This is a genomic window from Kitasatospora brasiliensis (assembly GCF_032654805.1).
GTDB lineage: Bacteria > Actinomycetota > Actinomycetes > Streptomycetales > Streptomycetaceae > Kitasatospora > Kitasatospora brasiliensis.
Genome location: NZ_JAUOOW010000001.1, coordinates 892,179 through 912,091, shown reverse-complemented (window position 1 = coordinate 912,091; position 19,913 = coordinate 892,179). Strand labels below are relative to the sequence as shown.

General features: G+C 72.6%; 21 protein-coding genes and 1 pseudogene. 7 read left to right on the top strand and 15 right to left on the bottom strand.

The window, feature by feature from the left end; genetic code table 11:
* Nucleotides 1-313: 313 nt before the first annotated feature.
* From QWJ13_RS04175 to QWJ13_RS04165, 3 genes are all read left to right on the top strand, one after another.
* Nucleotides 314-730, top strand: coding sequence for a (2Fe-2S) ferredoxin domain-containing protein (locus QWJ13_RS04175; protein WP_316520561.1), 417 nt, complete (start codon nt 314-316; stop codon nt 728-730).
* 164 nt (nt 731-894) lie between these two features.
* A complete protein-coding gene (locus tag QWJ13_RS04170; protein WP_316520560.1) occupies nt 895-1,149 on the top strand; it encodes a hypothetical protein in 255 nt (84 codons plus the stop codon).
* Between the two features lie 204 nt (nt 1,150-1,353).
* The gene (locus QWJ13_RS04165; RefSeq protein ID WP_316520559.1) at nt 1,354-3,021 is read left to right on the top strand and encodes a purple acid phosphatase family protein; all 1,668 of its coding nucleotides are present in this window, start codon (nt 1,354-1,356) and stop codon (nt 3,019-3,021) included.
* Nucleotides 3,022-3,117: 96 nt separating this feature from the next.
* Here QWJ13_RS04165 and QWJ13_RS04160 read toward each other — a convergent pair whose 3' ends face one another.
* On the bottom strand, nt 3,118-3,450 hold the full coding sequence (locus QWJ13_RS04160) for a YnfA family protein (RefSeq protein ID WP_316520558.1): 333 nt from the start codon (nt 3,448-3,450) through the stop codon (nt 3,118-3,120).
* Nucleotides 3,451-3,469: 19 nt separating this feature from the next.
* Nucleotides 3,470-4,684: a pyridoxal phosphate-dependent aminotransferase gene (locus tag QWJ13_RS04155; RefSeq protein ID WP_316520557.1), complete on the bottom strand. Its 1,215-nt coding sequence runs from the start codon at nt 4,682-4,684 to the stop codon at nt 3,470-3,472.
* Nucleotides 4,685-4,781: 97 nt separating this feature from the next.
* On the opposite strand from QWJ13_RS04155, the pseudogene QWJ13_RS04150 reads away from it, so the two are divergent.
* A pseudogene (locus tag QWJ13_RS04150) lies at nt 4,782-5,135 on the top strand (winged helix-turn-helix transcriptional regulator); the annotation flags it as partial.
* Between the two features lie 131 nt (nt 5,136-5,266).
* Nucleotides 5,267-6,046, top strand: a complete 780-nt coding sequence (locus tag QWJ13_RS04145) for an SGNH/GDSL hydrolase family protein (RefSeq protein ID WP_316520556.1) — start codon at nt 5,267-5,269, stop codon at nt 6,044-6,046.
* A gap of 3 nt (nt 6,047-6,049) precedes the next feature.
* Here the strand turns inward: QWJ13_RS04145 and QWJ13_RS04140 are convergent, their stop codons facing one another.
* Nucleotides 6,050-6,718: a GNAT family N-acetyltransferase gene (locus QWJ13_RS04140; RefSeq protein ID WP_316520555.1), complete on the bottom strand. Its 669-nt coding sequence runs from the start codon at nt 6,716-6,718 to the stop codon at nt 6,050-6,052.
* A 144-nt stretch (nt 6,719-6,862) separates the two neighbouring features.
* Between QWJ13_RS04140 and QWJ13_RS04135 the strand changes: the two genes are divergently transcribed.
* The gene (locus QWJ13_RS04135; RefSeq protein ID WP_432277419.1) at nt 6,863-7,783 is read left to right on the top strand and encodes a pentapeptide repeat-containing protein; all 921 of its coding nucleotides are present in this window, start codon (nt 6,863-6,865) and stop codon (nt 7,781-7,783) included.
* 10 nt (nt 7,784-7,793) lie between these two features.
* Here the strand turns inward: QWJ13_RS04135 and QWJ13_RS04130 are convergent, their stop codons facing one another.
* From QWJ13_RS04130 to QWJ13_RS04105, 6 genes are all read right to left on the bottom strand, one after another.
* A complete protein-coding gene (locus QWJ13_RS04130) occupies nt 7,794-8,360 on the bottom strand; it encodes a DinB family protein (protein WP_432277449.1) in 567 nt (188 codons plus the stop codon).
* Nucleotides 8,361-8,457: 97 nt separating this feature from the next.
* Nucleotides 8,458-9,192 (bottom strand): tyrosine-protein phosphatase, encoded by a 735-nt coding sequence (locus tag QWJ13_RS04125; RefSeq protein WP_316520552.1) that lies wholly within the window; start codon nt 9,190-9,192, stop codon nt 8,458-8,460.
* 24 nt (nt 9,193-9,216) lie between these two features.
* A complete protein-coding gene (locus QWJ13_RS04120; RefSeq protein ID WP_316520550.1) occupies nt 9,217-9,855 on the bottom strand; it encodes a TetR/AcrR family transcriptional regulator in 639 nt (212 codons plus the stop codon).
* A gap of 65 nt (nt 9,856-9,920) precedes the next feature.
* The gene (locus tag QWJ13_RS04115; RefSeq protein WP_316520549.1) at nt 9,921-10,241 is read right to left on the bottom strand and encodes a hypothetical protein; all 321 of its coding nucleotides are present in this window, start codon (nt 10,239-10,241) and stop codon (nt 9,921-9,923) included.
* A complete protein-coding gene (locus QWJ13_RS04110) occupies nt 10,238-10,732 on the bottom strand; it encodes a DUF6232 family protein (protein ID WP_316520547.1) in 495 nt (164 codons plus the stop codon). Before QWJ13_RS04110 ends, QWJ13_RS04115 begins: the two co-directional genes overlap by 4 nt.
* Before the next feature lie 120 nt (nt 10,733-10,852).
* Nucleotides 10,853-11,752: an aminoglycoside phosphotransferase family protein gene (locus QWJ13_RS04105; protein ID WP_316520546.1), complete on the bottom strand. Its 900-nt coding sequence runs from the start codon at nt 11,750-11,752 to the stop codon at nt 10,853-10,855.
* 216 nt (nt 11,753-11,968) lie between these two features.
* Between QWJ13_RS04105 and QWJ13_RS04100 the strand changes: the two genes are divergently transcribed.
* Nucleotides 11,969-14,443, top strand: coding sequence for a Tex family protein (locus QWJ13_RS04100; protein ID WP_316520544.1), 2,475 nt, complete (start codon nt 11,969-11,971; stop codon nt 14,441-14,443).
* 79 nt (nt 14,444-14,522) lie between these two features.
* Here QWJ13_RS04100 and QWJ13_RS04095 read toward each other — a convergent pair whose 3' ends face one another.
* The 6 genes from QWJ13_RS04095 to QWJ13_RS04070 all read right to left on the bottom strand — a co-directional run bounded on the left by QWJ13_RS04095 (nt 14,523) and on the right by QWJ13_RS04070 (nt 19,798).
* Entirely contained in the window at nt 14,523-14,975 is a 453-nt protein-coding gene (locus QWJ13_RS04095) for an SHOCT domain-containing protein (protein ID WP_316520543.1), read from the bottom strand.
* A 97-nt stretch (nt 14,976-15,072) separates the two neighbouring features.
* Nucleotides 15,073-15,657, bottom strand: a complete 585-nt coding sequence (locus QWJ13_RS04090; protein WP_316520541.1) for an NUDIX hydrolase — start codon at nt 15,655-15,657, stop codon at nt 15,073-15,075.
* A complete protein-coding gene (locus tag QWJ13_RS04085; protein WP_316520539.1) occupies nt 15,654-16,811 on the bottom strand; it encodes a type III polyketide synthase in 1,158 nt (385 codons plus the stop codon). The genes QWJ13_RS04090 and QWJ13_RS04085 overlap by 4 nt, the downstream gene beginning before the upstream one ends.
* A gap of 44 nt (nt 16,812-16,855) precedes the next feature.
* Nucleotides 16,856-18,073 (bottom strand): cytochrome P450, encoded by a 1,218-nt coding sequence (locus QWJ13_RS04080; protein WP_316520537.1) that lies wholly within the window; start codon nt 18,071-18,073, stop codon nt 16,856-16,858.
* 178 nt (nt 18,074-18,251) lie between these two features.
* Nucleotides 18,252-18,971 (bottom strand): response regulator transcription factor, encoded by a 720-nt coding sequence (locus tag QWJ13_RS04075; protein WP_316520536.1) that lies wholly within the window; start codon nt 18,969-18,971, stop codon nt 18,252-18,254.
* The gene (locus QWJ13_RS04070; protein ID WP_316520534.1) at nt 18,968-19,798 is read right to left on the bottom strand and encodes a sensor histidine kinase; all 831 of its coding nucleotides are present in this window, start codon (nt 19,796-19,798) and stop codon (nt 18,968-18,970) included. The genes QWJ13_RS04075 and QWJ13_RS04070 overlap by 4 nt, the downstream gene beginning before the upstream one ends.
* Between the last annotated feature and the right edge of the window lie 115 nt (nt 19,799-19,913).

The following is a 19,913-nucleotide window of genomic DNA, read 5'->3' as shown; positions in this document are numbered from 1 at the left end:
GCCGGGCCGCAGCTACTCGCAGGTAAGTTACTGCGCCGTTTCCCCGGCGTCCATGGTTTGCGCGGAAAGTGCCGACATTTCGTCAGATGCTCCGACGGGGAATTCCGCATTTCGCTCCACCGGGTATCGGAAGCGTGCCGCACGGGTATTGACGGGAATTCCGAGACGGTATGGAGCGGAATTCCCCGCAAGGGTGGGCGCGGCGGTCCGGCGGTGCGCTCCGTCGCGGGCCTCCGGGGGCCGACGAGGTGACAGGTACAGTGCCAGTGGCCGGTGCGCAGGGAGCCGCCGACCGGGAGGGGCAGGAGAACCGATGAGCCGCCGAGAGCGCGACGGTGCCCGGGACCGCAAGCGGGGCGCCGGCGCCCCGGTGACCGTGACGGTCTGCCGGGGCTGCTGCTGCGGCACCGAGGCGAAGCACCCCGGGGTGGACCACGCCGGACAGTACGAGCGGCTGCGCACGGCGGTCGGCTCGGCGGGCCGGGTCCGCGCGGTGAAGTGCCTGGACGTGTGCACCCAGTCCAACGTGGTGGTGGTAGGCCCCTCCGCCGAGGGCCGGGCGGCGGGCGGGCGGCCGGTCTGGCTGGGCTTCGTGCTGATGGACGAGATGATCGACGACATCGCCGCCTGGGTGCGGGCGGGCGGCCCGGGGCTGGCCGATCCGCCGGGCCTGCTCGACCTCCAGCTGATCTCGGTCTCCCGCCGGGTCCGCGAGGGCCTGCCCGAGTGAGTCGGCGCCGCCCCGCGGGCGCGAGTTCGAGGACGGCCTCCGGCTGACCTTCCGCCGGTTCGATGGACCCCGGGTGGTCCGGGGGTCGTCGCCACTACCATGACCGGTGGCGTCGGGCCCGTCCCGGACGCCACCGAGCCGTTCGCGCGCGAGGGAGGAAGCCGATGACGACGGTCTGCCGCATCTGCGCGGGCACCGGCCGGACCGCCGGCCTCAGCTGTCGTACCTGCCAGGGCACCGGCACCACCGAGGTGGGCGGCGGGGGCGGCAACTGCTTCCTCTGCGACGGCACCGGGGTGTACGTGCGCTACCGGGTGGACGCGACCGGCGCCAAGCACGCCTACCGGGACGAGATCTGCCGCACCTGCGACGGCACCGGCAACCGGACCGCCACCCAGTGGGACGAGCCCGCCGACTGACCGGAGCCTGGCGCCCGGTCGGGCCGAGCCCTGGTGCCCGGTCAGGCGCAGGGTTGTGCGGGGGCCATGATGTGCCGTCGAGCCGGTACGAACATGTTCTTTACCGATTCATGGTCGAACGTTGGCGTTCGAATGGGGGGCGCGCTGCGGCGCGTTCACCCGGCGTCCGCATCTGATCAACACACCGCTGGCAGAGTCCCGCGCATGGATATCCCCAACATGGGCGTGCCGGCCAAGCTTGCCGACCGCATGAGCATGGCCGAGCAGCACGAGTACCTGCGGGCCCGCTTCTCCCGCCGTCGGATGCTGCGCGCCGGCGCCGTGACGGTGGGCGCCGTCGCCGTCGGCGGCGCGCTGGGCAGCGGGACGGCCTTCGCCGCCCCGGCCGGCCCGCAGCTGCTGACCGGTGGCACCACCGACGGCATCGACGGTTCGCTCGTCGCCCCGATCGGCCGTCACCTCCAGTTCGGCCCGGAGCCGGACACCCAGTTCCGCATCTCCTGGCAGGTCCCGGCCCCGGTCAAGAAGCCGTACCTGCGCTTCGGCAAGACCCCGTGGGAGCTGAGCCACAAGGTCCAGGCCGAGGTCCGCGCCCTGCACACCCCGGCGCTGACCCCGGGCAGCCAGCCGGTGGACCAGTACTACCTGCACGTGGCGCTGGAGGACCTGAAGCCCGACACCACCTACTACTACGGTGTCGGCCACGACGGCTTCGACCCGGCCTCCCAGCAGCAGATCTCCACCCTGCACACCTTCCGCACCGCGCCCTCCCGAGACCACCGCTGGGGCAAGGTGTACGAGCCGTTCACCTTCACCGCCTTCGGCGACCAGGGCGTCAGCTCCCACGCGGCCGGCAACGACCACATCATCAAGGCCCAGAAGCCGGCCTTCCACCTGCACGCCGGCGACATCTGCTACGCCGACCCGGCCGGTTCCGGCACCGACCCGGACAAGTCCGTCTTCAACGCGAAGACCTGGGACGACTTCCTGGTCCAGACCGAGACGGTCGCCGCCGAGATCCCGTGGATGGTCGCGTACGGCAACCACGACATCGAGGCCTGGTACTCGCCCCACGGCTACGGCGGCGAGAACGCCCGCTTCTTCCTGCCCAACAACGGCCCGGACCCGCGCCAGGTCCCCGGCGTCTACACGTTCCGCTACAAGAACGTCGGCGTCATCTCGCTGGACGCCAACGACGTCTCCTACGAGATCCCGGCCAACCTGGGCATCTCGGCGAACAAGCAGACCAAGTGGCTGGAGCGCACCCTCAAGGACCTACGGGGCGACGAGACCGTCGACTTCGTCGTGGTCTTCTTCCACCACTGCGCCTTCTCCACCACCGTCGCCCACGCCTCCGAGGGCGGGGTCCGCGAGGCCTGGGTGCCGCTGTTCGAGAAGTACCGGGTGGACCTGGTCATCAACGGCCACAACCACATCTACGAGCGCACCGACGCGATCCTCGGCAACAAGGTCTCGAAGCAGGTGCCGAGCGGCGCCACCATCGAGCCGGCCAAGGACGGCGTGGTCTACGTCACCGCGGGTGCGGCCGGCCGCAGCCTGTACAAGTTCGACGTGCCGGACACCTACGAGGGGCACGAGAACCACCAGGACGAGGTGAAGACCTACTACTGGGGCAAGGGCAAGGTGAAGGTCCCCGAGACCATCCAGTGGTCGCGGGTGCGCTACACCGGCTACTCCTTCATCAAGGTCGACGTGACCCCGAAGCACCTGGGGCAGAAGTCGGTCATGAAGGTCACCGCGCTGGCCGAGGACGGCACGCAGATCGACAACTACACGATCCTGCGCAAGGTCGGCGAGGGCTGGGACTCGAACCAGGACGACGACGGCCAGGGCGGCGGCTGGGGCTGGTAGTCCCTTCGCGCCAGGCCGTTCCCGAACGTGCCTGACGGGCCCCGGTGCTGGAACGCCGGCGCCGGGGCCCGCGCGTCCCGGCGCCTCCGGCGTGGTTCAGCGCCGGGGCCCGTACATGATGACGCCGACCCCGGCCAGGCAGATCAGCGCTCCCAGCACGTCGTGGCGGGTCGGCCGGAAGCCGTCCACGGCCATGCCCCAGAGCAGTGAGCCGGCCACGAACACCCCGCCGTACGCGGCCAGCACCCGGCCGAAGTGGCTGTCCGGCTGGAGGGCGGCGACGAAGCCGTACGCGCCGAGCACCACCACGCCCACCCCGGCCAGCCACCACGGCCGTTGCTCGCGCACGCTCTGCCAGACCAGCCAGCAGCCGCCGATCTCGGCGAGCGCGGCGAGGACGAACAGGGCGATGGAGCGCAGGACGGTCATGGCCCTGATCGTAGGGTGCTCAACTCTGGCGGTAGGTGGCCAGGAAGCGCCCGATCCGGTTGATGGCCGTCTCCAGGTCGTCGGCCCGGGGCAGGGTGACGAAGCGGAAGTGGTCCGGGCGGGGCCAGTTGAAGCCGGTGCCCTGGACGACGTGGATCTTCTCGCGCAGCAGCAGGTCCAGCACGAACCGCTCGTCGTCGACGATCCGGTGGACGGCCGGATCCAGCCTCGCGAAGGCGTAGAGGGCGCCCTTGGGCTTGACGCAGCTGACGCCGGGAATCTCGTTGAGCGCCTTGACCGCGATGTCGCGCTGCTCGGTGAGCCGGCCGCCGGGCAGCACCAGGTCGTTGATGGACTGGTGGCCGCCGAGCGCCGCCTGCACGGCGAACTGGGCGGGCACGTTGGGGCACAGCCGCATGCCGGAGAGCATGGTCAGGCCCTCCAGGTAGTCGCTCGCGTGCTGCTTGGGGCCGGAGACGACCAGCCAGCCGCTGCGGAAGCCGGCCACCCGGTAGGCCTTGGAGAGGCCGTTGAAGGTGAGGGTCAGCACGTCGTCGGCCAGGGCGGCCAGGCAGTGGTGCTCGGTGCCGTCGTAGAGGATCTTGTCGTAGATCTCGTCGGCCAGCACCATCAGCTGGTGGCGGCGGGCCAGGTCGAGGATGCCCTCCAGCAGTTCCCTCGGGTAGACCGCGCCGGTGGGGTTGTTGGGGTTGATGACGACGATGGCCTTGGTCCGGTCGGTGATCTTGGCGGCGATGTCGTCCAGGTCCGGGTACCACTCGGCCTCTTCGTCGCACAGGTAGTGCACGGCCTTGCCGCCGGCCAGCCGGACGGAGGCCGTCCAGAGCGGGTAGTCGGGCATGGGCACGAGCACCTCGTCGCCGTCGTCCACCAGCGCGGTGACGGCCATCTGGATCAGCTCGGAGACGCCGTTGCCGAGGTAGACGTCATTGACGCCGACGCCCTGGACCCCGCGCTGCTGGTAGTACTGCACCACCGCGCGGCGGGCCGGCAGGATGCCGCGCGAGTCGCTGTAGCCGTGGGCGGTGGGCAGGTTGCGGATGATGTCCTGGAGGATCTCCTCCGGCGCCTCGAAGCCGAACGGGGCCGGGTTGCCGGTGTTCAGCCGCAGCACGCTGTGCCCGGCCTCCTCCAGGGCGTTGGCCTGGTCGACCACCGGGCCGCGGATCTCGTAGCACACGTCATTCAGCTTGCTGGACTGGCGAAACTCCATCTGCGGCCTCCCGACCGTCACCACCGCTTCGTTGCTTCAGCTTTGTTCTACCAAGTGTGTACTTGGAAAGTCCAACCTCTTGGCTATGCTGATCCGCATGTCACGCCGAAGCTACGACCAGTACTGCGCCGTCGCCCGCGCCCTGGACGCGGTGGGGGAGCGCTGGAGCCTCCTGATCGTCCGTGAGCTCCTCGGCGGCCCGCGCCGCTACACCGACCTGCACGCCGACCTGCCCGGCGTCTCCACCGACATCCTGGCCACCCGGCTCAAGCAGCTGGAGGGCGACGGACTCGTCACCCGCCGGCGGCTGGAACGGCCGGCCAACGCGATGGTCTACGAGCTGACCGAGCGCGGCCGCGAACTGCGGCCGGTCATCGAGGCGCTGGGGGAATGGGGCCTGGCCGCCCTCGGCGAGCAGCGGCCCACCGACGCGGTGCGGGAGCACTGGTTCACGGCCTCGCGGGTGGGCGGCTGAGCGGCACTTCCGCCGCCCGGCTGTTCGGCTGTCCGTCCGGCACACGTACGATCGTCGGATCTCGGAGCCATCTCATCGGAGCCATCTCAGGAGAGCGGAGGCCGCCCGTGCCCACCACCGAGCGCAGCTACGCGAGCTACGTCGCCGTCGGGGATTCCTTCACCGAGGGCATGTGCGACGACCTGCTGCCCGACGGCCACTACCGCGGCTGGGCGGACCGGGTCGCCGAGGCCCTCGCCACCGAGGCTGACGACTTCCGCTACGCCAACCTCGCCGTGCGCGGCAAGCTCATCGGCCAGATCCACGACGAGCAGCTCGCCACCGCCGCCGCCATGGGCGCCGAGCTGGTCACCCTGGCCGGCGGCCTCAACGACGTGCTGCGCCCCGGCTGCGACATCGACCGGGTGGAGCGCCTGCTCGGCCGCTGCGCCGCCGAGTTGCGCGCCACCGGCGCCACCGTCGTGCTGTTCACCAGCACCGACCCCACCCGCCGCATGGCCGGCAGCGCCCGGCTGCTGCCCGCCATCCTGCGGCTGAAGGCCTTCGTCCAGGAGCTGGGCCGGCAGGACGGCGTCGCCGTGGTCGACCTGTTCTCCGCGCCCTGCTTCGACGACCGCCGGCTGTGGGCCGAGGACCGTCTGCACCTCTCGCCCGAGGGGCACCGCCGGGTCGCCGAAGGCGTGCTGGAGGCGCTCGGCCGCCCGGCCGCCTTCGACTGGCGTGCCCCGCTGCCCGCCGCCGCCCCGACCGGCCGCACCGAGAAGCTGCGCGAGGACGCCCGCTGGCTGGGCACCCACGTCGGCCCGTGGATCGGCCGCCGCCTCACCGGCCGCTCCTCCGGCGACGGCCGCCCGGCGAAGCGGCCGGAGCTGCTGCCGTACGGCTGAGCCCTACGGCTGAGGCGTGTTCGCCCTCGGGCCGGTCGGGTCCAGGACGGTGCTCGTCATCTCGGCGTGGGTGGTCCAGCCGAGCGCGGCGTAGAGCGCCTGCCCGTCCGGTGTGCCGACCAGCACACCGGTGCGCGCGCCCCGCTCGTGCGCCGCGGACTGGAGCGTGCGCATCACCAGCGCGCCCAGGCCCCGGCGGCGGTGCTCGGGCGCGGTGACGATCTGGTCCGCTACGGCCGCCGGTCCGGCCAGGCCCGCCTGGCCGCGGGCGGCGAGGTGGCCGTCCTCGGTGCGCACCAGCGTCCGGAGGACCCCGCCCCGCTCCCAGCTGGTCACGGTGTAGCCGGCCGGCGCCACGGGCCGCTCGGGGGCGAGCGGGACGGTCATCAGGTAGCCCGGCACGTCCAGGCGCCACCGCTCGTCCAGCCACGGGCGCACGACCGCGTCCTCGGCGAACACCTTCAGCCAGGTGGTCGGCGCGGTGGTGTTCTCGACGAGCTTGCGGACCTCGGCCTCGGTCGGTTCCGGCAGCACGTGCCGGCCCACCTCGGTCGGCGCGCCGACGTCGATGCTCCAGCCCCAGGGCTGGTCCACCGGTTCGGCGGAGCCGCGTGAGACGGTCCAGCCCGACATCCACGTCCGGACCAGCGTCCTGATGTCCGGGTCCTGCATGCGCCCACCCCTGAATGTCATGGTCTCTGTATGTAATGGTCTCTATGGCCTTGCATAGCTTACCGGCGCCGAGGGTCGTCTGCCCAGTAGGATTTCCGGGTTCACGGCGCCGCCCGGCGCCCGCTTGCTGGAAGGACCCCGGACGTGCGCGAGACCGAGTCGCCGCAGGACCCCACGGCGGCCGCGCCGACCCCGGCGGCCTCCCCGGAGCTGAAGTCCGACTGCGGCAACTGCTTCGGGCTCTGCTGCGTCGCCCTGCCGTTCACGGCCGGTACCGACTTCGCCGAGAACAAGCGGGCCGGCAACCCCTGCCACAACCTCCAGGCCGACTTCAGCTGCGGCATCCACGCCCGGCTGCGCGACAAGGGCTTCCAGGGCTGCACCGTCTACGACTGCTTCGGCGCCGGGCAACGGGTCTCCCAGGTGACCTTCGGCGGCCGCGGCTGGCGCGAGGAGCCGGACAGCGCCCAGGCGATGTTCGACGTCTTCCCGATCGTGCGGCAGCTGCACGAGCTGCTCCGCTACCTCACCGAAGCGCTCACCTTCGACGCGGCCCAGCCCCTCCACGACGAGCTGCGGCAGGCGCTCGCGGAGACCGACCGAATGGCCGGCGGCACCCCCGAGGAGATCCTCGCCGTCGACGTCCCCGCCCACCGCGGGCGGGTCAGCGAGCTGCTGCTGCGCGCCGGCGAACTGGTCCGCGCCGGCGTCCCGCGCCGCCGCGAACACCGGGGCGCCGACTTCTTCGGCGCCCGGCTGCGCGGCGCCGACCTGCACGGGGCCAACCTGCGCGGCGCCCTGCTCGTCGCGGCCGACCTCTCCGGCGCGGACCTCCGGCTCGCCGACCTGGTCGGCGCCGACCTGCGGGACGCCAACCTGGCCGGCGCGGACCTCAGCACGGCGCTCTTCCTCACCCAGGCCCAGCTCGACGCCGCCCGCGGCGACGCCACCACCCGGCTGCCGGCCGCCCTCGCCCGGCCCGCCCACTGGCCGGAGACCGCCCCGGCGCCGACCGCCCCGGCGCCGACGGCCCGCGCCGGCAAGGGCGGCCGACGCCGCCGTTGAGTCCCGCCCCCTACTGCCCCACCCGGCCGTCGACGCGCTCGCGCAGCAGGTCGGCGTGGCCGCAGTGGCGGGCGTACTCCTCGATCCGGTGCACCAGCAGCTCCCGGATCGAGACCCGCTGCCTCCCGACCCGCTCGCCCAGGTCCTGGTACTGCGCCAACTCGGCGTCCAGCGCCGTCTGTTCGCGCTCCAGGTCGCGGAAGGAGCCGTCCACCACGGCCTGCTCCCCGACGGCCCCGTCGAAGTCCGCGTCCCGCCGGCCGTAGATCTTGGGCAGCGGCTCCCCGTAGGTGACCCAGTTCCGCCAGTCCCGCTCCACCTCGGCCAGATGCCGCACCAGCCCGAGCAGCGACATCGTCGACGGCGGCACCGAGCGCCGGGCCAACTGCTCCGCGTCCAGCCCGTCGCACTTCATCCGCAGGGTCAGTCGATGGTTCGTCAGAAAGTCCTGCAGTGTGGCGAGTTCCCCGTCGGGGCTCGGCCCCTCGCTGTTGCGCGGATCATCCGCCGGATCCGCCCACATGTCGGGGTACACGGTCGCCTGCGTCCAACGCTCGGTCTCGGTCATACCGCGCATCGTCACCCGCCCCACCCCCACCTCGCCACCGAGTTACGCCCACCCCGCCGCGCAGGGGTTGCGCGGTGGTCGGGGGTGTCCGGGCGTTGCGAGGCGGTCAGGCGGTGAGCAGGCGGGTGCGTAGGGCGGTGATCTGCTCGTGGTCGACGCCGAGGGTGTCGGTGAGGTAGGCCTGGACGGAGCCGTGGCGGGCGGTGAGGTCGGCGAGGGCGAGGCGGATGACGGTTTCCGGGGCGCGGCCGTAGCCGGGCCAGCGGAGGGTGCGGCCGGGGTGGGCGGTGTGCCAGTCGGCGACGAGGTGGGGGGTGGCGAGTTCGGTGAGGGCGAAGTCGGCGGCGATGGTGTCCTCGTCGACGCCGAGCAGGGTGAGCAGCAGGGCGGCGATCAGGCCGGTGCGGTCCTTGCCGGAGGCGCAGTGGAAGACCACCGGGGCCTCGGCGGCCGTGATCACGTCCAGGGCCTGGCGGATCTCCCGCACCCCGTCCTCGGTGACCTCGGCGAAGCGGTCGGCGAGGTAGCGCCAGGGGTCGAGTTCCGGGTCGATCTCGGCCTGGTCGTACGGGCGGTGCTCGATCGAGAGGTTGTGGTACTCCAGGCCCTCGAAGTCGGGCACCCGGCCCTTGGCGGCGATCTCCCAGGGGTAGCGCAGGTCGATCACGGTCCGTACGCCGAGGGCGTGGAGCCGGTCGAGGTCCGCGGGGGAGGTGAGTTTGCCGAGCGAGTCGGAGCGGTACAGCAGCCCCCACCGGACGGACTGCCCGTCGGCGGCCGGATGGCCGCCCAGGTCGCGGAAGTTGTGCAGGGCATCGAAGGCGAGGTGACGCGTTGTCATGCGCGGCACTCTAGCCAGCGGGTCCTACGGCGCGGCGGGCGGGCCGTAGCCGTCGACGAGGAGACGGAAGGCGCGGGTGGCGTCCGCGGCGGCTTCGCCGTGGAGGTCGTCGGCGGTGCGGCCGGCCTGGATGCGGCGCCAGTTGTGCAGGGCGAGGACGCGCTGGGTGGCGGTGACCTGGGCGGCGAGCAGGGCGGCGGTGAGGTCCCGGGGTTCGGGCAGGTCGGGGGCTTCGCGCAGGGCTTCGGCCAGCGACCGCTCGGCGCGGGCCACGTACTCGCCGACCCGGGCGGCCAGGCTGGGGGTGCCGTAGACGAGGGCGGTGAAGGCGAGCACCGCCGGGTGGTCGTTGAGGCCGGTGACGGGGTCGTGCCGGGTGAGGCCGTCCAGGAAGTCCCGCAGCAGCGCGTCGAGCACGGGTTCGTCGGCTTGCCGGGTGCGGACCGTCTCTGCCGCCTGCTCCTGGTGGTCGGCGAAGCGGTGGACGACGAGGTCCTCCTTGGTGGCGAAGTAGGAGAACAGCGTCGGTTTGGAGACTTCGGCGGCGGCCGCGACGTCCGCCACTGACACCCGGTCGAAGCCGTGTTCCAGGAACAGCGTGATGGCCGCCTCGGAGATGGCCCGCCGGGTCCGCTCCTTCTTGCGCTCCCGCAGTCCGCTCATGGCGGTCAGGCTAGCAGTGGGGTTGACCAGGGAAGATTGCTGACCCGATAGGACAAATCGCGCGGTCAGGACTCGAAGGAGTCCAGGATCCGCCGGATCGACTCGACCACCGGCGCGCCCGCGGTGACCAGCGAGGCGACCCCGGAGATGTTGCGCAGCGCGCGGCGCAGCACCGACGGCGGGGCGGCGCCGTCGCCGATGGCCTCCAGCGACTCGTCGAGCACCTCGCGGTCCTCGGCCGGCACCTGCCCGCGCAACGCGGCGACGGCGGTGACGAGTTCGCGCAGCGCGGCCTTCGGGTCGGTCGGGCCCTGGTTCTTGATGATGCCGACGTTGTGGTCGCCGTACTGGGTGACGGAGTCGCCGAAGTGGAAGGAGTTGCTCACAGTCCGACCCGCTTTCCGGTGTTGTGGTCGCCGTACTGGATGATCTTGTCGCCGACGTGGACGTTCTCGACCTGGACCGCGAACTCCGCCAGGGGGTTGTCGATCGCCTCCATGATCCGCTGGATCAGGTCCTCGATCTGCCAGGAGTGGTAACTCACCACGGCGGTGTGCGAGGAGCTGGAGGTCTCGATGACCAGCCGGTAGAGCGGCTTCTGCCGCAGCTGGGCGACCAGGCGGTAGACGAGGTAGCCGAAGGCTCCGAGCAGCAGGAGGCTCAGGAGTCCCGTCGCGGCATGGACGAGCCCGCCGAACAGGACGGCGGCGGCCAGCAGCCCGAGCACCTTCCGGACGAACCGGATGATCACCCGCGAACGCTTGGGCGGCCACCAGACCAGCTGTCGTGCTCGGGCGATGTTGTTCAGCGGGTACGCGTCCCCGCTGATCCACAGCACCTTCCGGCTCACCCTGACGTTGATGACGCTTGTTGCCAATTCCGCTCCCCCGACCCGTAGTGGCGGGGAGAACCATAGCAACGACGGCCGATGACGGCAGCCGCTTCCGAAGGTCCCGAGGGCCCGGAGGATCCCGAGCGCCCCGAAGACCCCGAAGCTCTACCCGCTGCGGTCCGCCAGGACCTCGCGCACCACCCGCCGGGCGTCGGCGGTCCGCGCCTGGTCGGTGTGGCGGTAGTAGGGGATCGTCACCAGGGCGATGGAGAACGCCCAGGCGCGCCCGCGGGCCCACATCGCGTCGTCGGCGCGCAGCGCGGCGCGGAAGGCGGGGCGGGCGGTGGCGGGCAGCAGGTTCCAGGCGGGGATCAGGTCGGCGGTCGGGTCGCCGATGCCCAGCTGCGCGAAGTCGAGGACGGCGGCGAGCCGGCCGGTGCGGGCGAGCAGCAGGTTGCCGGGGGTGAGGTCGCCGTGCATCCAGACCGGCGGGCCGGCGTAAGCGGGCAGTCGAAGTGCCTTGTCCCACAGGGCGGTTGCGGCCTCCGTGTCGATCGAGCCGGCCAGCTGGGAGATGGCCGTGCGGGTGGCGCCGTCCCGGGCGGCGAGCGGGATGCTGCGCTGGGCCGTCGGGCCGCCGGCCGGGTCGGCGGCGCGCAGCGCGTTGACGAAGGCGGCCAGGTCGCGGGCCAGTCCCTCGGGTGCGCCCAGCGAGCCGACCGCCGGGTTGGCGCCGTTCAGCCAGCGCAGCACCGACCATTCCCACGGGTAGCCGCCGGCGGGCCGGCCGACCGCCAGCGGCGTCGGTACGGGCAGGGCCAGCCGCGGCGCCAGCCGGGGCAGCCACTGCTGTTCCCGTCGCAGACCGGCCGCGGCCCATTCCACCCGGGGCAGCCGGACGGCGAGTTCGGGCCCGAGGCGGAACATCGCGTTGTCCGCACCGGCGGCGGCGACCGGGGTGATCGGGAGGCGCTCCCACTGAGGGAACTGGGCGGCGATCAACCGCCGGACCAGGGCCGCGTCGACCACCGGTCCGTCGGGGTGCATCCGGGTGGCAGCGCACATGCCCGGCAGCGTACAGCGCCGCTCGTTCCGGTTCAGCAGGATTCCCGAACTGCTCCCATTCCGAGGGGTGTTCGAAGCGGAACGGCGGGATCCGACCCGCTCCGGAGGCGGTACGCCACGCCCGGCCGCACCCGGGGCGGCCGGGCCCCGCCGTCGGCACCTGCCAGAATGCAGGGCGTACGGCGCAAAGCACTGAAGGAGAAGGTGACCGGCTTCGTGACCACGCCAGTCGAACAGGTGGCCCGGCAGGCCCAGCAGGCGATCGAGCGCAAGATCGCCGAGGAACTGGGCGTCCGCGAGGGGCAGGTGAACGCGGCTGTCGGCCTGCTCGACGGCGGCGCGACCGTCCCCTTCGTGGCCCGCTACCGCAAGGAGGTCACCGGCTCCCTCGATGACGCCCAGCTGCGCAGCCTGGAGGAGCGGCTGCGCTACCTGCGCGAGTTGGAGGACCGCCGGGCGGCCGTCCTGGAGTCGATCGAGGCCCAGGGCAAGCTGGACGACGCGCTGCGCGCCCAGGTGCTCGCCGCCGACTCCAAGGCCCGCCTGGAGGACATCTACCTGCCGTTCAAGCCGAAGCGGCGCACCAAGGCGCAGATCGCCCGCGAGGCCGGGCTGGAGCCGCTGGCCGACAGCCTGCTCGCCGACCCGACCCAGGACCCGGCCGCGCTCGCCGAGCGGTACCTGAACGAGTCGGTGGCCGACCGGAGCGCCGCCCTGGAGGGCGCCCGGGCGATCCTCACCGAGCGCTTCGGCGAGGACGCCGACCTGGTCGGCTCGCTGCGCGAGCGGATGTGGACCCGCGGCCGCCTGGTCGCCACCGTCCGCGACGGCAAGGAGGGCGACGGCGCCAAGTTCGCCGACTACTTCGACTTCGCCGAGCCGTACACCAAGCTCCCCTCGCACCGCATCCTGGCGATGCTGCGCGGCGAGAAGGAGGAGGTGCTCGACCTCGAACTCTCCCCGTTCGACGGCGAGTCCGAGGGCGACCTGCCCGGCGGGAACGACTACGAGCAGCGGATCGCCGCCCGCTTCGGCATCGCCGACCACGGCCGCCCGGCCGACAAGTGGCTCGGCGACACCGTCCGCTGGGCCTGGCGCACCCGCGTCCTGGTGCGCCTCGGCATCGACCTGCGCGCCCGGCTGCGCGCCGAGGCCGAGGAGGAGGCGGTGCGCGTCTTCGCCGCCAACCTGCGCGACCTGCTGCTCGCCGCCCCGGCCGGCACCCGCGCCACCATGGGCCTGGACCCGGGCTTTCGCACCGGCGTGAAGGTCGCCGTGGTGGACGCCACCGGCAAGGTCGTCGCGTACGACACGATCTACCCCCACCAGCCCGCCAACAAGTGGGACGCGGCCCTGGCCACCCTGGCCGCCCTGGCGAAGAAGCACGACGTCGACCTGGTCGCGATCGGCAACGGCACCGCCTCCCGGGAGACCGACAAGCTCGCCGAGGACCTGCTGAAGCGCCACCCCGAGCTGAAGCTCACCAAGGCGATGGTCAGTGAGGCCGGCGCCTCGGTCTACTCGGCCTCCGCGTTCGCCTCCCAGGAGCTGCCCGACCTGGACGTGTCGATCCGCGGCGCGGTATCGATCGCCCGCCGGCTCCAGGACCCGCTGGCCGAACTGGTCAAGATCGATCCCAAGTCGATCGGTGTCGGCCAGTACCAGCACGACCTCAGCGAGGTGAAGCTCTCCCGTTCGCTGGACGCCGTGGTCGAGGACTGCGTCAACGCCGTCGGCGTGGACGTGAACACCGCCTCGGCGCCGCTGCTCACCCGGGTCTCCGGCATCACCGGCACGCTGGCCGACAACATCGTCGCCCACCGCGACGCCAACGGCCCGTTCCGCACCCGCAAGCAGCTCAAGGACGTCTCCCGGCTCGGCCCCAAGGCCTTCGAGCAGTGCGCCGGCTTCCTGCGCATCCCCGGCGGCGAGGACCCGTTGGACGCCTCCAGCGTGCACCCCGAGGCCTACCCGGTGGTGCGCCGCATCCTGGCCGCCACGGGCGGGGAGCTGCGCGAGCTGATCGGCAACGGCGAGCGGCTGCGCGCGCTGCGCCCGGCGGACTTCGCCGACGACACCTTCGGCGTCCCGACCGTCACCGACATCCTCGGCGAGCTGGACAAGCCCGGCCGCGACCCGCGCCCGGCCTTCCGGACCGCGGCCTTCAAGGAGGGCGTCGACAAGATCGGCGACCTGGAGGTCGGCATGGTGCTGGAGGGCGTGGTCACCAATGTCGCCGCCTTCGGCGCCTTCGTGGACGTGGGCGTCCACCAGGACGGGCTGGTGCACGTCTCGGCGCTGTCGCGGACCTTCGTCAAGGACCCGCGCGAGGTGGTCAAGCCCGGCGACATCGTCAAGGTCCGGGTGCTCTCGGTGGACGTGCCGCGCAAGCGGATCGGGCTGACCCTGCGGCTGGACGACGAGGTCGGGCGCGAGCGCGGCGGCGACCGCGGCGGCGACCGCGGCGACCGCCAGGCCCGCCCGCCGCGCCAGGAGCGCCGCAGCGGCGGTCAGGGTGGTGGCCAGGGCGGCGGTCAGGGCGGCCGTGGCGGCCAGGACCGGCGCGGTGGCGGTGACCGGGGCGGCTTCGGCGCCGGCGCGCCGGCCAACAGCGCCATGGCGGACGCGCTGCGCCGCGCGGGCCTGACCGGCGGCGGTGGCGGCGGCGACCGGCGCTCCGGGCGCCGCTGAGCCGGTACCCGTACGTGACGACGGCCGGTGGGAGCTCGGCGAGCGCCCACCGGCCGTCGTCCGTCACACCGGGAGTCCGTCAGGACAGGATCCTGTCCTTGGCCCTCTGGTACTCCTCGTCGGAGATGGCCCCCCGGTCCTTCAGGTCCGCGAGTCTGGCCAGGTCGTCGACGTGGCTGCGGCCCGCACCACCGCCCGGCCCACCGCCGCCGCCCGCCTCGCCGGGCGCCGTCCCGGCCGCGTCCCGGATGTAGGCCTTGAACGCGGCCTCGGACCGTTGCGCCTGCTCGACGTCCCGCTTGCCCATCGACGTCCCCCGGGCGATCAGGTACGCGAGGACGCCGATCAGCGGCAGGATGATCACCAGGACCAGCCAGCCGGCCTTGCCCCAGCCGCTGAGGTCGTGGCTGCGGAAGATGTCCGTGATGATCTTGAACAGCAGGAAGAACCAGAGGATCCAGAGGAACAGCTCCAGCAGCGTCCAGAAGATGTTGAGCACCGGGTAGTCCACGGCCAGCATGTTGGTGTCCATGGCCGAGTCATATCACCGCAAAACGGACACGGCTTCCTGCTGTTCGGCCGTTCCAGTGCTCTTCCCGCCCGGCGGGAATATCCGGAAGGGGAGGGCCTCAGCCCAGCCCGGCCCGCCGCCGCAGCTCCACCGCCAGGGTGACCAGCTCGCCCCACCAGGCGTCGTGCCCGGCCAGCAGCAGCCGCTGGGCCTCCTCGGGCGGCACCGCACGGACCTCGACCACCTGCTCGCCGTCCGCCGGGTTGGTCGGCGCGGAGTCCAGCGCGACCTCTCCCCAGCCCCACAGCCAGGCCTTCTCCGGGTGCGGCTGCCACGGCCGGTACGGCACCGGGTCCTCGGTGCGGCAGCGGTGCGCGCCCAGCCACCCGGGCTCGCCGAGCAGCCGGGCGCCCGCCTCCTCGCTCAGCTCGCGGGTCAGGCAGGCGGCGATGGACTCGCCCCGCTCCCGGGTGCCGCCGGGCAGGAACCAGTGGTCCCGGTCGTCGCGGCAGAGCACCACCTGGCCGTCGGCGAAACCGACCAGGTGGATGTTGGTGACCAGCGCGTCCGGCGGCAGCTCGGTCGAGAACTGCGCGTCGAACCGCCCCCAGCTCCAGTACTGCGGCGCGTGCAACGCCGGGAACAGTGCGGCGAGTTCGGAGGATCTGGCAGAGGCATCGGTTCGGTCCGTGGTGTCTGTCATTCCGTGATCGTAGTGCCGGCCGGGAAACGGCGGGAGGCGGTCGGATGGACGAGGGTGATGTCGGAGGTGGAGATCGCACATGGGCGCAGGAGCACCGGTTCGGCCGGGTCGCAGGCCCAACTGCCCAGCGAGATCTCGGCGGTGATGCCCGGTCCGAAACCGGCGATCAGTCCGGTGGTGCCCTCGGGGGCGCCGCCCTCGGCGAACAGCCGGGCCAGGGCGTCGAAGACCACGGCGCTGGCGATGTTGCCGCGCTCGGTGAGCGTCGCCCGGCTGTGGCGGAAGGCGGCGGGCTCCAGATCGAGGAAGCGGCACAGGTCGTCCAGGATGCGCGGGCCGCCGGCGTGCACGATGTAGAAGCCGAGCCCGGAGACGTCCCAGCCGTGCTCCCCGGCCAGGCCTCGCAGCGCGGGCGCCAGCATCTCCATCGTGCCGGGCACCCGCTTGTCCAGCCGGAAGTGGAAGCCGGTGTCCTTCACCCCGTACGAGATCCAGTCCTCGGTGTGCGGCACGAGGTGCGAGCCGTTGTGCTCGACCCGCATCCCGCGCCCGCCCTGCCCGCGCATCACCACGGCGGCGACGGCGTCCCCGAACAGCCCGTTGGAGAGCAGCGAGCCGACGCCGAGGTCGGTCGGCTGGTAGCAGAGCGAGCAGAACTCGCAGGCGACGATCAGCACATTGGCGCCCGGGTAGGCGCGGCAGAAGTCGTGGGCGCGGTTGACGGCGGCCCCGCCGGCCGCGCAGCCGAGCTGGGCGATCGGCACCTGACGGGTGTCGGAGCGGAAGCCCATGGTGTTGATCAGCCAGGCGGTCATCGACGGCATCATGAAGCCGGTGCAGGACACGTAGACGATCAGGTCGATGTCCCGGGCCGTCAATTCGCCGTGTCCGAGGGCGCGTTCGACCACCTCGGGGACGCGCCGCTTGGCCTCGCGCTCGTACACCTCGTTGCGGACGGTGAACCCCGGGTGGGTGAGGGTCCGCTCGATCGGCTGGACCAGGTGCCGGGTGCGCACCCCGGTGTTCTCGATCAGCCGCAGTGCCAGGCCGAGTTGGGGGTGGCCGGCGTGCAGGGTACGGGCCAGGGCGAGGGTCTGGTCGAGGGTGATGACGTGCTCGGGCACGGCGATCGCCGGGCGGCACAGTGTTGCCATGGGCGGGTCTCCCCAGTGCTGCGGGAACGATGGGCGGGGAGGCGCTACCAGGCCACCGGCAGGGTGCGCGGGAAGCGCCAGATCGAGCCGGAGTCCCAGTCGAGTTCGGACGGCTCGACGGCCAGCCGCAGACCGGGGAAGCGCCGCAGCAGGGTGCCGATGGCGACCTGGAGCTCCATCCGGGCCAGGTGCGAGCCGAGGCAGTGGTGCTGGCCGTAGCCGAAGGCCATGTGGGTGGGCGCGCCCCGGTCGAGGTCCAGCTCGTCGGGCCGCTCGTAGAACGCCGGATCCCGGTTGGCGGTCAGGTACGAGACGTGCACGGCCTCGCCGGCCCGGATGAGCACCCCGCCCAGCTCGACGTCCTCGGTGGCGACCCGGGCGATGCCCACGCCTTGGCGGAACGGGATGAAGCGCAGCAGCTCCTCCAGCGCGTCGGGCAGCGTCTCGGGCCGGGCGCGCAGCTTGGCGAGCTGCTCGGGGTGGGTGAGCAGGGTGTAGGTGAGGTTGCCGAGCTGGTAGGTGCTGGTGTCGTGGCCGGTGACCAGCAGGACCATCGCCATCACCGTCAGCTCGTCCGGGTCGAGCAGTTCGTCGCCGTCGCGGGCGGTGGCGAGGGCGCTGATCAGGTCCTCGCCGGGACGGGCTCGGCGAGCAGCCGTGAGTTCGGTGAAGTAGCCGCGCAGTGCCGTCTTGGCGGCCTCCTGGCCGTCGCGGCTGTCCGGGCCCATCCGCATCATCGCCACCGCGTGGCCGCGCAGTTCGGTGCGGTCGGCGGCGGGGATGTCGAGCAGCTCGCAGATGGTGGTGAGGGGGAGGCGGTTCGCCAGGAAGTGCATCAGGTCGGCGGGGGCGCCGTGTTCGGCCATCTCGTCGAAGTAGCCGTCGACCGTCCGCTGGGTGGTCGGGCGCATCCGCTCGACCTGGCGGTTGGTGAAGCCCTGGGCGACCAGCCGGCGCAGCCGGTTGTGGGCGGGCGGGTCCATCAGGTTGATCGCCTCGGCCTGGGCGATCGGTGCGGGCGTCATCCGGGGCAGGTCGCGGCCGATGCCGGCGGCGCGGCTGAACCGGCGGTCGGTGGTGACCGTCTTGACGTCCTCGTAGCGGGTGGCCAGCCAGGCCTCCCCCTCGCCGTGCGGCAGCCTGATCCTGGCGACGGGGGCCTCGGTGAGCAGCCGCTTCAGGAGGGGGTCGAACTCCAGGGCGTCGGTGTGGTGGAAGGGGCAGTCCCAGACGGGGGGAGTGGTGGTCTCGGGCCGGTCCAATTGTCCTCGTCGTGCCGGGTGGTGGCGCCCGTGAAGGTCGGTCTCGTTCGGGCGTGGACATGCAGATGGTGCCCCATGAATGGGTAAAAAGGCGGATCTGGCCGGAAGTTAGCTCTAAGGAGTGATTTCGGATGATGATAGTCACCTGAAATCGGCCGAAACGAAGGCGAGTTGGAGCTCAGCCGCCCGGTGCGACCAGCCCGGTCTCGTAGGCGAGCACCACCGCCTGCGCCCGGTCGCGCAGGTTGAGCTTGGCGAAGATCCGCGCCACATGGGTCTTCACCGTCGACTCGCTGAGCGTCAGTTCGCGCGCCAGCTCGGTGTTGGACAGCCCCCGCCCCAGCAGGGCGAGCACCTCCGCCTCGCGCGGGGTGAGCGGCGCGAGGTCGCGGTGCGGCGGCGGGCCGTCGCCGCCGGGCGCCGGGCGCGGGGCGCCGGCCGCGAAGCGCTCCACCAGGCGCCGGGTGATCGAGGGCGCGAGCAGCGCGTCCCCGGTGTCCACCAGCCGTACGGCGGCGGCGAGATGGGCCGAGGTGACGTCCTTGAGCAGGAAGCCGCTGGCCCCGGCGGACAGCGCGGCGTAGACGTAGTGGTCCAGGTCGAAGGTGGTCAGCATGATCACCCGGCAGCCCGGCACCTGGGCCAGGATCCGCCGGGCGGCCTCCAGCCCGTCCATGGTGGGCATCCGGATGTCCAGCAGCGCGACGTCCGGGCGGTGCAGCACGGCGGCGGCCACCGCCTCGGCGCCGTCGGCGGCCTCGGCGACCACGTCGATGCCGCGCGCGGTGAGGATCATCCGGAAGCCGGTGCGGACCAGCTCCTGGTCGTCGGCGATCACCACCCGGGGGCGGCGCTGCCCGTCCTGCTCCACCGAGGCCCCTTCCACCGAGGCCGTCACGGCCGGTCCAGCGGGATGCGGGCGCGGACCCGGTAGCCGCCGCCGAGCCGGCGCCGGGCGTCCAGGTCCCCGCCGTACACCGCGACCCGCTCGCGCAGGCCGATCAGCCCGCGCCCGGCGCCGTCGGGCTTCGACCCGACGGGCGCCGGCGCCCCGGAGAGCACGCTCGGGCCGCTGTTGAGCACCTCCACCCGCAGGTAGTGGTCCGCGTAGCGCACCGTCACCTCCGCCGTCACCCCGTCCCCGTGTTTGAGCGCGTTGGTGAGCGCCTCCTGGATGATCCGGTACGCCGTCACGTCGACGCCGGCCGGCAGCGGGCGCGGCTCGCCGGAGATCCGCACCTCGACCGGCAGCCCGGCGAAGGCGAACCGGTCGATCAGCGGGCTCAGCCGGCTCAGGCTGGGCTGCGGCGCGAAGCCGTCCGCCTCCGGTTCCTCGCTGCCGTCGGCGGCGGGGGCGAGCAGGCCGAGCAGGTGCCGCAGCTCCGTCATCGCGTCCCGTCCGGCCGTCTCGACCGCCGCCATCGACGCCGCGGCCGCCTCCGGCATGGTGGCCAGCACCTCGCGCGCAGCCCCGGCCTGCACCACCATCAGGCTCACGTTGTGGCTCACGATGTCGTGCAACTCGGCGGCGATGCGCGCCCGTTCGGCGTCCACGGCCGTCCGGGCGGCGCTCTCCCGCTCGCGTTCCAGCAGCCAGCCGCGCTCGCCGATGGCCGCCCGGTGCAGCCGCCGCGCCCGTGCGAGCGCCACGGCCAGCCAGCCGGCGCCCGCGCTCGACGCGCCGGCCACCGCGACCGCCGCCCACTGCCACCCCGTTCCCCACACGACGCCAGCTTCCCAGGCCGGTGCGTGATCCACATCATCCGGGGGTGCCGCCCCCGTACATCCCGGGTACTACGGCCGCCCACGGTTACACCCGGGGTGGGACGTCTCGGCCACG